We start from the raw sequence: 15,586 nt of genomic DNA on the forward strand, positions 1-15,586 counted from the left end.
CGTCTTTATAAGGTGACGACCTGATCAAATTCACGTTCGATCAATTCGATTTTGTAGCCATCAGGATCTTGTACAAAAGCGATGACCGTTTTACCGCCTTTGACCGGCCCCGCTTCGCGCGTCACATTGCCACCTTTCGCTCTGACCGCTTCACACGCTTGCGCTGCATTGGGGACTGCCAAGGCAATATGCCCATATGCGGTTCCCATCTCATAGGATTCAACGCCGTAGTTATAGGTCAGTTCAAGCTCTGCGTGTTCAGGGTTATTGCCATATCCAAGAAACGCGAGCGTGTATTGGTATTCTGGATTATCAGAAGTCCGCAACAATTTCATGCCCAAGACTTGGGTGTAGAAATCGATCGAGCGCTGCAAATTACCAACCCTTAGCATCGTATGAAGAATACGCATCATGTCCTCTATGAAAAGCGGGCTCGAAAATATTCGAACCAATTTAAACAAATCAGCCCGCATTGTACCTTGTGAAAGCGCTGCTCGTGATGTGCGTGTAGAATCGGTGCTGCACATGTGAGATTGGCCGCATCAGGAAGGCATTCATCACTCAACGCTATTAACATTTACTCAAGAGGCTTGTATGTCCGACCACCCCGCTACACTGACCGCGCTGATCGCCACCGATGTCGCCCCGCGTGCTAAAAAATCGATTTATCCAGAACCCTTTGCATCGCGAATGGAAGGTCGTGAAAAACGCATTTTAGGTGATCTTTTCGGGCTGACGAATTTTGGTGTCAACCTCACCACCTTAGCACCGAATGCGGTCTCTGCTTTACGTCATTGCCACACGCATCAGGATGAATTCATCTACATCGTTCAAGGCCGCCCAAGCTTGGTCACGAATGAGGGGAAAACACAGTTGGCACCCGGTATGTGTGCCGGTTTTAAAGCAGGCACGGGGAACGCCCATTGCTTACTCAATGAAACCGATGAAGTCGTTTTGTATCTCGAAGTAGGCGATCGCACCCCGAACGACGAAGTTGCGTATCCCGATGAAGACCTTAAAGCCGTGTTTCACAACGGCGGCTGGATGTTTTTGCACAAAGACGGTAGTTCGTACTGACTACCGATTCGCGAGACAAGCGTAGCGAGCGGACTTAGTTTGCTTCGAGAAGCGCACCTGTGCGAATGCACAGCGAGCATCCCAGACGCAAAATATGTTCGCGCAGTAGCTTGTATTTTAATTGTTACCATAGCGACGGAAATAAGCAATTAACCCCTGCGTAGACACATCCAATTGCGCATCCACTTCGGGGTTGCCTTGCAGAGCGGGCAGCAAACTATTGGCTAATTGTTTACCCAATTCTACCCCCCACTGATCGAAAGAATTGATACCCCATACCACGCCTTGCACGAAGACTTTGTGTTCGTACAGAGCTAACAACATACCGAGTTGGAAGGGATCAAGACTGCTCATCAAGATCGTGTTCGACGGCTGATTACCGGCGAACACCTTATGCGGTAATAGCTTGGCGATGTCACTTTCTTTCAAGCCTTGTGCTGCGAGTTCAATGCATGCTTGCTGTTCGGTTTTACCGAAAGCGAGTGCCGAGCTTTGCGCCAAACAATTGGCGAGTAAGGGCGCTTGATGACCGGGCAAAGGATAGTCGCTGCTGGCGGCGACCACGAAATCACAGGGGATCAACCAACCACCTTGATGCAGCAATTGGAAGAAGGCATGTTGACCATTCACACCAATTTCGCCCCACACGATAGGATTGGCGCGACACGCTAGCGGTTCACCATCGCGGCTCACCGTTTTACCATTCGATTCCATTTCCAACTGCTGCAAGAAGCCTGGCAAATGACGTAGCGATTCGTTGTACGGTAACACTGCTGTAGTTTCAGCGCCAAGGAAATTGGTATTCCAAATCGACATCAAGGCTAACAGCACAGGCAGATTTTTTTCCAAAGGCGCACTGCGAAAATGCTTATCCATAGTCTCAGCGCCTTCGAGCAAACGCTCAAAGCCGCGCATACCAATCGCCAAAGCAACGGACAAACCAACCGCTGACCACAAAGAATAACGACCACCGACCCAGTCCCAAATCTGCAAAATATTTTGCTCTGGGATGCCGAATTCCATGGCTTTGCTCGGATTTGAAGTGACCGCGATAAAGTGTTTTGCAATCGCCCACTCTTCAGTCGCTGCCGCCAACAACCAATTCCTCGCCGTGTGGGCGTTGATACTGGTTTCTTGTGTCGTGAAGGTTTTCGAGGCGACGATAAACAAGGTCGTGCGCGGATCCAACCTTTCGATCAAGGGCGCGAGATGCGCGCTATCGAGATTCGATACATAGTAGAAATGAAGGCCAGGATGCTGTTGCGCCGATAAAGCGCGGGTCGCCAACTTGGGGCCGAGGTCTGAACCACCGATACCGATGTTAACGATATTCTGAATCGCATCACCTTTGAAGCCACGCCACAAACCGCTGCGCACCCGTTCAACGATGTCGCGCATTTGTTTGCGCACCGCATGTACTTGCGGCATGACATTGTCTTCCGCGCTCGGGAACGGTGTGTAATCCGTATGTCGCAGCGCGGTGTGCAGCACGGCACGATTTTCACTGAAGTTGATTTTCTCGCCAGCGAACATACGATCGCGCCATTGTTCGACTTCAGCACTACGCGCTAAAGCCACGAGATCATTGAGCGCAGCTCTATCGACGCGTTGTTTAGAGTAATCGACTAAGAGCCCATCGAGCTCATGCGAAAAATGATGAAAACGTTGCGCGTCTTCCGCGAACAAATCGCGTAAGTGGCGATCTTGCAGTCGACTACGATGTCCAAGTAAGGCTTGCCACTCGGCTGTTTTAGTGAGATTCATTGTGCGAATACGATTCTAGAAATTGTAGGCATTCGGAGCAGCGTTTGAGTCCACGGACTTCAACCAACGTCACTGGATTCCTGCCTGCGCAGAAATGACAGGCTATGCTGACCGATCAATGTAAAGATTAGACAACAATCTCTCTCAAAATACCAGCAAAAACCTATAAATGTCGCTCCTGCGCAGGCAGCAGCCCTGTGGATTTTGTTGATTGACGAACGACGCTGAATTCCTGCCTTCGCAAGAATGATATCCAAAATGCCGAGCGGCGATTGAACCTATGCTGTGTGAGCGCTCAGTATTTCACAAGAGATTAGCAAGCGCGACGTAGTGCTCTAATGGAATCGCTTCTGCGCGCAGTTGTGGATCGATTCCAACCTCTTGCAATTGCTGTTCGGTGAACATGCCCGACAAACAGTTGCGGATGGTCTTGCGACGTTGAGAAAAGGCTTTAGTGACGACTTGTTCCAACTTTTCCAGCTCACATGGCAATTTCTCTTTTTTCGGAATCATACGCACAATGGCGGAGTCCACTTTCGGCGGTGGGTCGAAAGCCGTTGGAGGAACGATGAACATTAACTCCATGTGATAACGCCATTGCAGCATGACGGACAAACGACCATATTCCTTGCCGCCAGGTTCGGCCACCATGCGCTCCACCACTTCTTTCTGCAGCATGAAATGTTGATCTTCAACTTGCTCGGCATAGGTCGCCAAGTGGAACAACAGAGGACTGGAAATGTTATATGGCAGATTGCCGACGATGCGTAATTTTTTGCCTTCTGCAACGGGCAAGGTCGCAAAATCAAATTGCAGGGCATCGCCTTCGTGAATAATCAAACGCTGTGGATCAAAGCCTTTTTTGAGGCGCGCCACCAAGTCACGATCGAGTTCAACCACATGCAATTGATCGAGACCTTCCAATAACAAACGTGTCATCGCCGCTAAGCCTGGCCCGATCTCGACCATGCTCTCACCCTTTTTGGGATTGATACAGGAAATGATGTCGTTCAGAACCTGTTGATCCGTGAGGAAGTTCTGACCAAAGCGTTTACGGGCAATATGTTGTTTCATGTGTCTTATCTTTACTAAAGCATCGGGCAAACTTTGCGGCAGGCTAGCCTCGTTGTTGAGTCTAATGATGAAGCCTAATTTTGGAGCCTATTTACGGAGCCTAATTACTGCGCCTCTTGCTGCACTGTTTGATCACCGATGGGGTACGGTACTACGTTTGTATTTATATTTAATGAGGCGACTCGCTGACGCGCCCCTTCCGCAGCAAACTTGTCTTAGCTGAATTAACTTGGCTGACTTAACTTGCTTGAATTAAGGCCGCTTGACGTTTCACCATATCGGCGGCCATTCGCATTGCGACTTTCATGCTACCTGCGTCAGCGAGACCCGTCCCTAACTTTGCTAAATCGAGCGCGGTGCCATGATCAACCGACGTACGTATTAAAGGCAAACCCAAGGTGACGTTCACACCAAGTCCAAAACTCGCATGCTTTAACACCGACAAACCTTGGTCGTGATACATCGCCAACACACAGTCCGCATCTTTCAAATATTTATGCTGGAACAGTGTGTCCGCCGGAAATGCACCCCGTACATCCATACCCAAGGCACGTGCCTGTTGAATAACAGGATTGATCACGTCGATTTCTTCACGCCCCAAATAACCATTTTCGCCAGCGTGCGGATTGAGGCCCGTCACGAATATACGTGGTTTGGCGATACCAAACTTTTGGCGTAAATCTTGATCGATGATCTGCAAAGTCGTCAACAGCGCATCGAATTGAATCGCATCAGCGACCTCACGCAAAGGCAAATGCGTGGTCGCTAAGGCAACGCGTAAGGGGTGCAGCAAGGCTTGATTTGCCTCACAAGCCAACATCATCACCACTTGCTTCGTCTGCGTTTTTTCTGCGAGATACTCGGTGTGACCGGTAAATGCTACGCCAGCATCATTGATCGTGCTTTTTTGCAGTGGCGCGGTGACCATGGCATCGCACCAATCCTGTTCGATAGACTCTATCGCCAAATCTAAGGTCTGCAATACCGCACGTCCATTGCGCGCATCTAATTGGCCCGGCACGACATGCGCATTGAGTGGGCAGTCAATGACAGTGATTTGATCCTTGCCACATCCGGGTAAGCCATTGTTTCGGAGCGCTTGCTGCGAGATACCCATCAAGCGGATGTCGCGGTCTAGCTCTTGCGCTAACATGGCGAGATAAGCCGCGTCCCCCATTAAGACGGGACGCATCTCATGCCGTAGCGCCCACGCCGCCAATAAGGAAATTTCAGGTCCTATACCAGCGGGTTCACCGACTGTAATAGCGATGACGGGCGTCGATCCAGCCATTATTTATTTTCCGTACGGAACTCCACATAACCGCGATCACGCAATTGACGCAACCAGCTTTGCACTGCCTCATCGGATTTGCGAGCGCGCACAGCTTGACGTGCTTTCGAACGTTTCTTCTCGATCGAATCTTCAGTCTGTTTGCGTTCAGTCACTTGAATGATATGGAAACCCAACTGTGTTTCGACCGGATCACTGACTTCATTGATCGCCAATTTGTTCATCGCGGCTTCGAACTCTGGCGAAGTATCACCTGGATAAACCCAACCCAACTCACCACCTTTAGCAGCGGATGTATCGATGGAATTGGTCTTTGCCAATTCTTCGAAAGTCGCTGTTTTATTCATGATTTTCGATTTGAGCTCGGCCAAAGTCGCTTTCACTTGAGCCGCTGTCATCATTTGCGATGGACGCATCAAGATATGACGCACGTTCGATTGTGTACCCGCCAAATCAACGACAGGCGCGGCGTCACGCTTACCCAACAATTTCAAAATATGAAAACCGTTCGGGCTACGGATAATTTCGGTAAAGCCACCGACGAATGGAATCTTATTCACGGCTTCCATGAACAATGGCGGAATCTTGTCTTGTTCGCGGTAACCCACTTCGCCACCTTTCATCGCTTCGACGGAATCCGAGTAAGTCGCCGCCAATTTCGCGAAGTCCTCACCAATACGCATGCGTTTAAAAACTTCTTGCGCACGAGCTTGTCGTTGTGCGATCACTTCGGCAGAGGCATTTTCAGGAATACGAACCATGATGTGACCGAGGTTATATTCTTGATTCTTATTCGGTGCGATGGCTTCCGCAGCAAGGAAGTTGTCGATTTCGAGTTCAGAAACTTGGATCTTGCTATCGACTTCGCGCTCACGCACACGTTGCATCAAAATTTCATCGCGAATGTCTTCGCGGAATTGTGCAAATGGCGTACCTTCACGTTCCACTTGATTACGCAATTCTTGCAAAGTCATTTTGTTGGACTCTGCCATACGTTGCAAAGAACGATCCAACATGACATCGTCGACGCGCATGCCCTGCTCTTTCGCCAATTGAATTTGTAGGCGATCAGTAATCATGCGCTCCAAAACTTGTTTTTGGATTTCTGAGCGATCTGGTGGAGTTGTGCCTTGCGCGCGCAAACCACGCTCGATTGTGTTGATACGATCATTCAATTCGAGGTTGGTAATCGCTTCATCGCCTACCACGACTGCAATCCCGTTCACAGAAACTGGTTTGCTTGACTTCTTAGCACTCGGCTTCAGCGGTGTCACTTCTTGGAGTGGTGCAACCGGCGAACTATTCTGAGCAGCCGCATAATTGGCCACGAAATTACTCATTAAAAGGCTCAATAACGCAGAGGAAATACCGACGGAAACAGCACGCTTCGATTGATTCATTTGCAAAAAGTGTCGCATAGTCATCCAAAAATCCACAAAGATAGAAGCCGAAGCCTTATCAAAATAAAATGTGAAAAGCACCAAAAAGCTGGTTTTTCACGCAATCCGCTCCGTCAAAATTTGACGAAAGCTGCAATATACACGGATATCCAAGAAGCGCAAAACCGAGCTAGAGAGCATTTACCCTGCCTGGTTCTTCTAAGCAATTCTTCGATCTCCGTGGTGTTCCTTCTTACCGATCAATTTACTACTTATTTACTACTTATTCCGCTCATTCATTATCGCTACTCGGGCGATATCCTGAAATGGACTTCTTCAAGGTTTCCACTGGGTTCGAGCCGAAACCCAAACGCGCCAAACCGGTCAATTCCAACTGAATTGCAAAACCAGAGTTATTGTTCAAGCGTGTCGTCGCAAAACGATGCGCTACAAAACGTAAAGCCCAGCAATCGGCACGATATTCCAAGCCAGCCAATCCTTCGACCAACTTGCGATTCAACAGAGAATAGTTACTCTTACCAACCGCATACCAGCGATACGATATTGGCCATTGCCCCGACACTTCGATCTGCTTTAAAACATCACGCTGGAATTGATACTGCAAGTTCAGCAGTTTTTTCTCAGCGGGTTCCCAATGAATACCGTAACTTGAACGCACTGATTGTCGATCACTCTGACTTACTTGCAAGGCGGCCTCAGCACTCAAACTTGACGACAATTGCCCGCTCCCCGCAATCAAGATATCGGAACGGCTTGGATTCGTCTTACCATCCAGGCTCACGCGCTGGGTATTGAAATAAAAGCGCTGTCCCAATGCAAACTTGAAGCGTTCGATACCATCTTCTTCGAGGAAGCGCGACACCAAACCTGCGGTGACTTGATTCGAATCGCCAATGCGATCGTGTCCGGTAAACCGATTCTCACTAAAAATCTGGGCGAAATTAAAGTCAGCCGCTGCAGTATCAAACAAAGGCAGCTTACTTTGATCTCGATACGGCGTATTCACGTAGAACAAACGCGGTTCCAAAGTTTGCACCATGGATTTGCCAAAAAACTTAGTCGCTCTCTCGAACACCACGCCTGTATCTAAAGACACGCTCGGCACCGAACGTTGATAGCTCGAAGTGAGGCTAGTTGTTGGATCTTCTAACTGATACTGCGTGGCATGGAAGGACATCTTCGGCACCACGAAAAATGCAGGCTGTATCCACGGCAAAGAGACTTGAGGATTGATCACCGCACGATTACCGCGAATGAAACTCGGGTGCCAAAAACGCGTAGCCATCGCATCAACCGACCAGTCGAAGCCCATCACATCGTTTTGTCCCGCATGAAAACTCAACTGCGGCAGACGTTCGTAGGGCAAGGTAATGGGTGCGGTTGGATCTTGCAATACTTGATAGCTGGTAGAACGCAAAGAGGCATTCCAAATGCCACCGTAGTAATCTAATCCAACTTCGCGCAGTAACAAGCGCTGCGCGGTTTTGGTGGTTGAGTTGGAGAAATCGGCTGGATAATCATTGTCAGAGGCGCGATTCAAGTTCCACGAGAATACCGCTTGCGGACTCAATTTTTGTGTATGCGTCGAATTGATCGCATAACGCGTGGTTTCGGTCAATTTATCGGAGATCCCTTCAATAGCCGTTTCACCGAGATAGGTTTCACCGAGGTAGCGTCCTTCGAGGCCAAGTTGTAAGCCACGTCGCGCAATCATCTTAGGTCGCACCGTCAAATCACGATTCGGTGCGATATTGAAGTAATAAGGCAGACCAAATTCAACACCGCCCTTGTTCGAGTGCCCCACAATCGGCGGCAACAAGCCTGAATGACGCGCGCCAGATAAAGGAAAACTAAAATCTAACCACGACGGGGTCGCGATAATCGGCACCCCTTTGAAATACAGCACTGATTTTCCAGCGACGCCGGTATCGAGGCCCGTATCTAAATTCAACGTGTCGGCCTTAAGGTACCAATCAGGGTCCAAACCTTGGCAAGTACTATAGGTGCCGTTGGTAATGGTGGAACGCTCTTCGCCAGCGAAATCGATACGCTCGGCTTTTCCCTGTCCGTTGTTACGAGCCAGATAGTAGGTCGGCTTCGTGACGTAGCCCACCCCAGTTTCCATCACATAACGCAGCAATTGTCCGGTGTAACAATCTTCGCCACGGGTCAATTGAATATTGCCTGAGGCTTCCACCTTGTCTTCAGTTTGCTGATAACTTGCACGATCTGCCGTTAACTTGGTCTCTCCACGCAGCACTTCGACTTGATCTTGCAATTCAATCAATTGCTCGGGTTGACCTGAAATAGTCAGCGCCTTTATCAACGTCGGAATGGTCGATGGATCAGCCGCTTTAGCGGGGGCTTGCTTCTTTTTATTGCCCGAAGAAAGTGTTTTACTGACTTTTAGAGGATCTTGCTCACTCGCATTCGCAGGCTCTTGCTTCATCAGCGACTCTTGCGCCGATACGGAAGCAAAGGCTGAACAGAATAAACCTGCCAAAACCGTTTTTGCAAACATAGGAAACCTGGCCGCTGAATGCGATAATACGGGTTTTACTGGATGTCGCTGCAAACGCATGTCGTAATCGGTGAATGGCATTTCGAAGTAATTGTTAGGGACGCAATAAGCGCAATAGCGACAAGCTTGAGCGAGTAAGTGAGTACTTCAAATCCGAAGTTTCGAACCAGAGTTCCGAACCAGGGTTTCTAAGCTCAGGTTCAAAACTGAAGTTCTTGCTCCGCGCTCAGTTTGCTTTGCAAAAACGCTTATTATAGGCGGAAACACCCTGATGGTTGAGTAACAATGCCGTTCTGCTATGCGATTCTCGCCTTTCCCGACGACCGTGCAAAAACTGCAATAACGACACAACTTCACTGCTTTTGATGGAATTATTATGTCTGACCTCAACAATCTCACGCCTAGCAATGACGATCAACGCTTAGTCGCCCTCAAGCAATGGCTACACACATTGGATAGCACCAAACTGGACTTGCAAAGCATGCGTCCCGCCTCCGCCGATGCCAGCTTCCGCCGTTACTTCCGCATCAATGCTACCGATACAGACAGCACTTACATCGTCATGGATGCGCCGCAACCGGCAGAGGATGTCAAACCTTTCATCAAGGTCGCAGAACTTTTTCAATCTCTGCATTTAACAGTACCGCAAGTACTGGCAAAGGAGATTGATCAGGGATTTCTGTTATTGACGGATCTCGGCACCACCATGTATTCGCACGTGCTCAATAATGACACCGCACATAAACTCTACATGGATGCGATCGACTCCTTGGTCTTAATGCAATCGCAAAGCCAAGCCGATGTCTTGCCCGAATATGATCGCGCTTTCATGCAGCGCGAATTGATGATCTTCCCCGAATGGTATATCACCAAACATCGTGGCTACACTTTAAATGACACGCAAACGGCTAGCTTGAATAAAGTCTTCGACGCGATCTTGGCCAACGTGATGGCGCAGCCGCAAGTGTTCGTGCATCGTGATTACCACTCACGCAATCTAATGTTGATGGACAAAGGCAATCCGGGCATCCTCGATTTCCAAGGTGCTTTGTACGGACCGTTGACGTATGACTTGGTCTCGCTGTTGCGCGACGCCTATGTGCAATGGGATGAAGAAATGGTGCTCGATTGGGCCATTCGTTACTGGGAAAAAGCCAAAAAAGCGGGCTTGCCAGTCGCCCCCGATATCGACAGCTTCTACCGTGATTTCGAATACATGGGCTTGCAGCGCCATCTGAAAATCCTCGGCATCTTCGCCCGCCTCGCCCACCGCGATGGCAAGCCGCACTATCTCGACGACATTCCAACCGTGATGGATTACGTACGCAAAACAGCGAATCGCTATAGCGAATTAATTCCACTGTTGCGTTTGCTCGATGTGATCGAAGATAGCGCGCCGCAGTTTGGTTATACGTTCTGATTCAAGACCACCTTGGCCAAGCAAACGCACATGGAAGCGAACAGCCTCAACCCGACTCTGTCGGAACTCTTACGTGGACACAATGTAGCGCACGAAGAGTCAGGCGGATGGCTGGCTCCGTATGGCCAATTGCCGGCAATCCGCGCTAACTGGTACCCCAAAGACGGCAGTGGCGTTCTTCAAATCGACGTACTTTTACAAGACAAGCGTATCATCGAAGAATGCTTTGCTGGCTTTGGAGAAGGCGAACGCGCAATCGCGGATGCCTTCCAAAACTTCTGCGTCAATTCTTTCCACGTGATGTTGGCGGCCTTCTGGAACATCAAAGATGAGAATCAGGTCACCATCGAAGCTTGGGAAATAGGCGCGAAACACTATACCGCCTACATCGGCAATTTTGGTCGCAGATGTATCGATGACTGCCCTCCTGAACCGCCGACACAGCTGTTTATGGAGTGGGAAAACGCCATCAAATCTGAGGTCGCCCAAGAAAAGATGCAGGATACATCCTGGTTCAGATTTTATTTCGGAGACATACGCGGTGATCAAATCTTTGAGGCACTCAAAGAAAATCAGGTGTGGGGCGCTGGTTTAACCGCTCTCAAATCGATGCACTGGGAAAAGTCGCAAGAATTTTATAGTGTGCGCAATTTCATGATCTTAAAGGAACGCGTCAGTGAGAGGCCGGGAACGATTAAGAGATTTTTGTCGTCATTATCGTCCGGCTTCAGGCACAAATTCGGACACCAACAGTGAATTTTAAAAATACAGAAAAAACGAGAACCCCAACATGAAAGCAATGATATTGGCTGCTGGTCGTGGCGAGCGTATGCGTCCTTTGACTGACACTTGCCCGAAGCCGCTCCTCAAAGTGCGTGGTCGTCCTTTGATCGTTTGGCACATTTTAAATTTAGTGAAGGCGGGCTTCATTGAGATCGTCATCAATCATGCGCACCTCGGCCAGATGATTGAAGACACGCTCGGTGATGGCAGTAAGTATGGCGCAAAGATTAGTTATTCCGCGGAAGGCACCGCCTTAGAAACCGCTGGCGGTATCGCCAAAGCCTTGCCACTACTTTCGCCGAATGGTGTTGATCCATTTTTGGTTGTGTCGGGTGACATTTACATTCCGCACTTTAATTTTGCGGATTGCCGCGGCGTGCTCGAGGACAATGATATGTGGGGCAATCCACATCCTTTGGATAAGCGCGATGTGGCATGGCTGTATATGGTCAAGAATCCTGATTTTCATCCACAAGGCGATTTTGTCTTGAACTTGATGGGTCTCAAGAACAAGAGTTCTGAGAAAGAAAGCAGCGCGACGTTTGCGAATATTGGCGTGTATCGTCCCGAATTGTTTAAAGACATAACGCCAGGCACCCACGCGAAACTCGGCCCGCTCTTGCGTGACTTGGCCGATCGTGGGCAGCTTGGTGGTGAACTTTATCGCGGCGAATGGCATAACCTCGGCACGCCAGATCAATTGGCGGCATTGAATGCGCCTTTGCGTGCCGCGCCATCGAATACCGCACATTGATCGTACATAAAGGAACGCAATACTGCGGCGATTAATCATCCACTAGGCTATTTTGCGAGACATCAAAGGATGACCGCAAAACTTCCTTACAATGCACAGACTAACTTAGGCATACTGTCTTCGCAAAATAGGTTCACTATAAACGCGTGCTAACAAAAAATATGCAAGCTCCCGCTCCATCCTCTGCAGCTTCACCGATGACGACCACGTCGTCCCATCCATCACATTATCGTTTTGTGATTTGCGGTGCCGGCCCGGTGGGACAAGCCTTGGCTTTGGAGTTACATCGTGGCGGCGTGGTGGCAAATGAGATTTTGCTGATCGATGCCAAGAACGCCGAGCAAGTGAGCAAAGATGCGCGCACCATTGCGCTCTCACATGGAAGTCAGCAATTACTAGAACGCTGGCATGCCTCGCCGCAGAATGCTACCGCGATTCGCGAAATTCATGTGAGTCGTCGCCGTCATTTCGGCCGCACACTGATCCATGCACAAGATTACAGCTTGCCAGCTTTGGGATATGTGGTTCGTTATGGCGACATCATCAACCCATTAGAGCGCAGCTTGACTCAAGCGGACCTCCAAGTACTAAGACCACAACTGGTCGCCGCGATTCACAATGCTGATGACGAGGCAGACGTAGTGCGCATTGCCCTTGCAGGCCGCGACGACATCACCGCTGATTGTGTGATTCAAGCAGAAGGCGGTATCTTCAGCGACCAAGTGCAGCGGCAACAACATCGCGACTATCAACAAAGTGCCGTGATTGCTCACGTCAATTGCGCTCACCCGATCGCCCATCGCGCTTTTGAGCGCTTTACCGAAGAAGGCCCGATCGCTTTGTTGCCGCAAGACGCTGGTTACTCATTGGTGTGGTGCTGCCGCCCTGAGCGCGCCAACAGTTTGCAGCAACTCGACGATGTCGCTTTTCTACAAGCCTTACAGACCGCCTTTGGTGATCGCGTGGGACAGTTCACAGCGGCCTCGCCCCGCTTCGTGTTTACCTTGGGTTTGAACGCACAAGCGGATGCGAGTCGTCGCACCGTGAAAATTGGCAACGCTGCGCAAACCCTGCATCCGGTGGCTGGGCAAGGCTTGAACTTAGGCTTGCGCGACGCTTTTGTCTTGGCTCAGCATTTGCTGCGCGATCCGGTCGAGATCGGCATTGAAAAATTCATGCAAACCCAAGAGCATGATCGTCAACGCACGATTAAAATCACCGACGGCATGGCACGACTATTTGCCGCCAGCGCCGACGGCAGTGCTTTGCAAACGGTGTTGGGACTGGGACTCAGCGCGGTTGATCTGCTATCGCCGTTGAAGCGAGAACTGGCTGAACAAATGATGTTTGGGCGACGTTGAGGTTAGCGGCACAATATTGATTCCGTGGGTTGGGCTGGAAAGCCCAACACTCACACGCTCCAAAATCCCACCCCACACAAAGCATGATTGTTGGGCTGCGCTACGCTTAACCCAACCTACGTGTTCGAGGAAAAGATTGTGTAGGTTGGGCTGGAAAGCCCAACACCACTTGCCTCAAAACCGCAAACCACATATCGCATGAATGTTGGGCTGCGCTGCGCTTAGCCCAACCTACGTGTTCGGGAAAAGTTCACACAATGTCTATTTCGTCACCTGCGAAGGACGCTTCAAACGCGACACCCGTTTCGCACTTTTTTCATCGCGTATTTGAAAACTCAAACTCGGCACATCATCTGCCTGCAGCTTTACATCGCATTCGATCAATTCATCGCGACGAAACGCATGCACACGGATCGCGTCTCCGATGCGATAGGGGCTGAGCGCTGTCGCCAAACCATTGTCGCTATCGGCAGCCGTCACGCGTAGTCCGTTGATAGCAACCAGTACATCACCGGCCGATAATCCAGCACGATGCGCTGCGCCATTTTCATACACAGTAGCCACTTTACAATCACCGCCGCTCTTACTCAAACGGACATTGAAAGCGGCCTTTTTACTGACTTCTGCGCCAGAAAGGTCAACACCAAAACAATCGTACAGATCTGCCAATGGCACATCATCAACGCCATCCACATATCGCTTAAGATACGGCTTCACGGCGACGCTGGTCGCCTTCATGACGACCTCGGCGAAAGCTTCTTCGTCGAGCCCGTGTTGCGATGATGGAGAGGTATAAAAATCTTTACCGTATTGCTTCCATAATGCGCGCATGACGTCGTCGAGTGACTTCTTGCCTTGAGTCTCTTTACGAATCAACAAATCCAAACCAAGCGCAACTAAAGAGCCTTTGGTGTAATAACTGACAATCGCGTTCGGTGAATTTTCGTCTTGGCGGTAATACTTGGTCCACGCATCAAAACTCGATTCGGCAACACTTTGTTTTTTACGGCCACTGCCACGCTGCACCAAGTTAATCGTTTTCGCGACCAGCTTGAAATAAGCCGGCTCATCGATCAAACCGGTGCGGCACAAAAAGAGGTCATCGTAATAACTGGTGAAGCCTTCAAACAACCACAACAAACGTGTGTAATTTTCTTGCGTCAAATCGTAAGGGGCGAAGACCGCTGGTTTGATGCGCTTCACATTCCAAGTATGGAAATATTCATGGCTGCACAAACCCAAGAAGCTGCGATAGCCATCACTCATTTCCGCTTTATGCTTGACCGGCAAATCGCTGCGATTGCAAATCAAAGCCGTCGACGCGCGATGCTCCAAACCGCCATAGCCATCGCCAACTGCCATCGTCATAAACACATAGCGTTGCATCGGTGCTTGTTTGCTACGCGGCTCAAAAAAGGCGATCTGCGCTTCACAGATTTGCTGTAAATCTTTGGCGATGCGAGGCAAATCAAGATTGGGTACACGTCCCGTGACAACAAAATCATGCGGCACGCCGTGCGCCTTGAAGCTTACCATTTGGAAGTCACCCATCTCGACTGGGTGATCGATCAACTCATCATAATTCGCGGCGATATAGGTTCCGAAGCCGTAGCGTTTGGCTTTCAGCTCTGGCAATGAAGTGGCGACGCGCCAAGATTTTGCGGCGCTGGCATCGGGTGCTTGAATATCGACGACATGTGGCAAATGCTCACATCCCTGCGCGCACAAGAACACGCTGGTGCCATTGAAGAAGCCATGTGATTGATCGAGATGGGCGGCGCGCACCGATAAATCCCAGGCATAAACTTGATACTCCAGTTGCAGCGGACCATCACACGGAGCGGCACGCCAAGTACTTTTATCAAGTTTTTTGAGCGCGACTTTTTTACCTTTGCTATGCGTTTTGATCTGCACGATATTGCGCGCAAACTCGCGCACCATGTAACTACCCGGTATCCACACGGGCAAGGAAAAAATCTGCCCTTCTGCTGCAGGGTTTGTCACCGTAATGCTGACTTCAAACAAATGTGCAGCTAAATCGCTGGCTTTAATCTTATACGACACGTTCGTCATACTCACATCCTCTACTATCTAACCTCAATGAAAAAAATCCTTGTGCCGCGAAGGTCACAAGGATTTTT

Annotated in this window: 12 protein-coding genes; 5 read left to right on the forward strand and 7 right to left on the reverse strand. The window is 49.7% G+C overall.

Annotated features, from left to right (window positions below):
* Positions 1-5 precede the first annotated feature (5 nt).
* Positions 6-410, reverse strand: coding sequence for a lactoylglutathione lyase (gene gloA / locus RF679_RS15775; protein ID WP_309484031.1), 405 nt, complete (start codon positions 408-410; stop codon positions 6-8).
* Between the two features lie 184 nt (positions 411-594).
* Between gloA and RF679_RS15780 the strand changes: the two genes are divergently transcribed.
* Positions 595-1,077, forward strand: a complete 483-nt coding sequence (locus RF679_RS15780) for a cupin domain-containing protein (RefSeq protein WP_309481585.1) — start codon at positions 595-597, stop codon at positions 1,075-1,077.
* Positions 1,078-1,194: 117 nt separating this feature from the next.
* On the opposite strand, the gene pgi is transcribed toward RF679_RS15780, so the two are convergent.
* The 5 genes from pgi to RF679_RS15805 form a co-directional block, all read right to left on the reverse strand.
* Positions 1,195-2,841: a glucose-6-phosphate isomerase gene (pgi, locus tag RF679_RS15785; protein WP_309481586.1), complete on the reverse strand. Its 1,647-nt coding sequence runs from the start codon at positions 2,839-2,841 to the stop codon at positions 1,195-1,197.
* A gap of 303 nt (positions 2,842-3,144) precedes the next feature.
* Positions 3,145-3,915 (reverse strand): 16S rRNA (adenine(1518)-N(6)/adenine(1519)-N(6))-dimethyltransferase RsmA, encoded by a 771-nt coding sequence (rsmA, locus tag RF679_RS15790; RefSeq protein WP_309481587.1) that lies wholly within the window; start codon positions 3,913-3,915, stop codon positions 3,145-3,147.
* Between the two features lie 238 nt (positions 3,916-4,153).
* Positions 4,154-5,206 (reverse strand): 4-hydroxythreonine-4-phosphate dehydrogenase PdxA, encoded by a 1,053-nt coding sequence (gene pdxA, locus RF679_RS15795; protein ID WP_309481588.1) that lies wholly within the window; start codon positions 5,204-5,206, stop codon positions 4,154-4,156.
* Positions 5,206-6,546, reverse strand: a complete 1,341-nt coding sequence (locus tag RF679_RS15800) for a peptidylprolyl isomerase (protein ID WP_309481589.1) — start codon at positions 6,544-6,546, stop codon at positions 5,206-5,208. The genes pdxA and RF679_RS15800 overlap by 1 nt, the downstream gene beginning before the upstream one ends.
* 331 nt (positions 6,547-6,877) lie before the next feature.
* The gene (locus RF679_RS15805; protein WP_309481590.1) at positions 6,878-9,127 is read right to left on the reverse strand and encodes an LPS-assembly protein LptD; all 2,250 of its coding nucleotides are present in this window, start codon (positions 9,125-9,127) and stop codon (positions 6,878-6,880) included.
* A 376-nt stretch (positions 9,128-9,503) separates the two neighbouring features.
* Here RF679_RS15805 and RF679_RS15810 point away from each other — a divergent pair, with 376 nt between their 5' ends.
* From RF679_RS15810 to RF679_RS15825, 4 genes are all read left to right on the forward strand, one after another.
* Entirely contained in the window at positions 9,504-10,547 is a 1,044-nt protein-coding gene (locus tag RF679_RS15810; protein ID WP_309481591.1) for an aminoglycoside phosphotransferase family protein, read from the forward strand.
* 30 nt (positions 10,548-10,577) lie between these two features.
* Positions 10,578-11,303, forward strand: a complete 726-nt coding sequence (locus RF679_RS15815) for a DUF6348 family protein (protein ID WP_309481592.1) — start codon at positions 10,578-10,580, stop codon at positions 11,301-11,303.
* 34 nt (positions 11,304-11,337) lie between these two features.
* The gene (murU, locus tag RF679_RS15820; RefSeq protein ID WP_309481593.1) at positions 11,338-12,084 is read left to right on the forward strand and encodes an N-acetylmuramate alpha-1-phosphate uridylyltransferase MurU; all 747 of its coding nucleotides are present in this window, start codon (positions 11,338-11,340) and stop codon (positions 12,082-12,084) included.
* A gap of 161 nt (positions 12,085-12,245) precedes the next feature.
* Positions 12,246-13,445: an FAD-dependent monooxygenase gene (locus RF679_RS15825; RefSeq protein WP_309481594.1), complete on the forward strand. Its 1,200-nt coding sequence runs from the start codon at positions 12,246-12,248 to the stop codon at positions 13,443-13,445.
* Positions 13,446-13,706: 261 nt separating this feature from the next.
* Here the strand turns inward: RF679_RS15825 and RF679_RS15830 are convergent, their stop codons facing one another.
* Positions 13,707-15,518 (reverse strand): M61 family metallopeptidase, encoded by a 1,812-nt coding sequence (locus tag RF679_RS15830; RefSeq protein ID WP_309481595.1) that lies wholly within the window; start codon positions 15,516-15,518, stop codon positions 13,707-13,709.
* Between the last annotated feature and the right edge of the window lie 68 nt (positions 15,519-15,586).

It is taken from the genome of Undibacterium cyanobacteriorum, assembly GCF_031326225.1.
Lineage (GTDB): Bacteria > Pseudomonadota > Gammaproteobacteria > Burkholderiales > Burkholderiaceae_D > Undibacterium > Undibacterium cyanobacteriorum.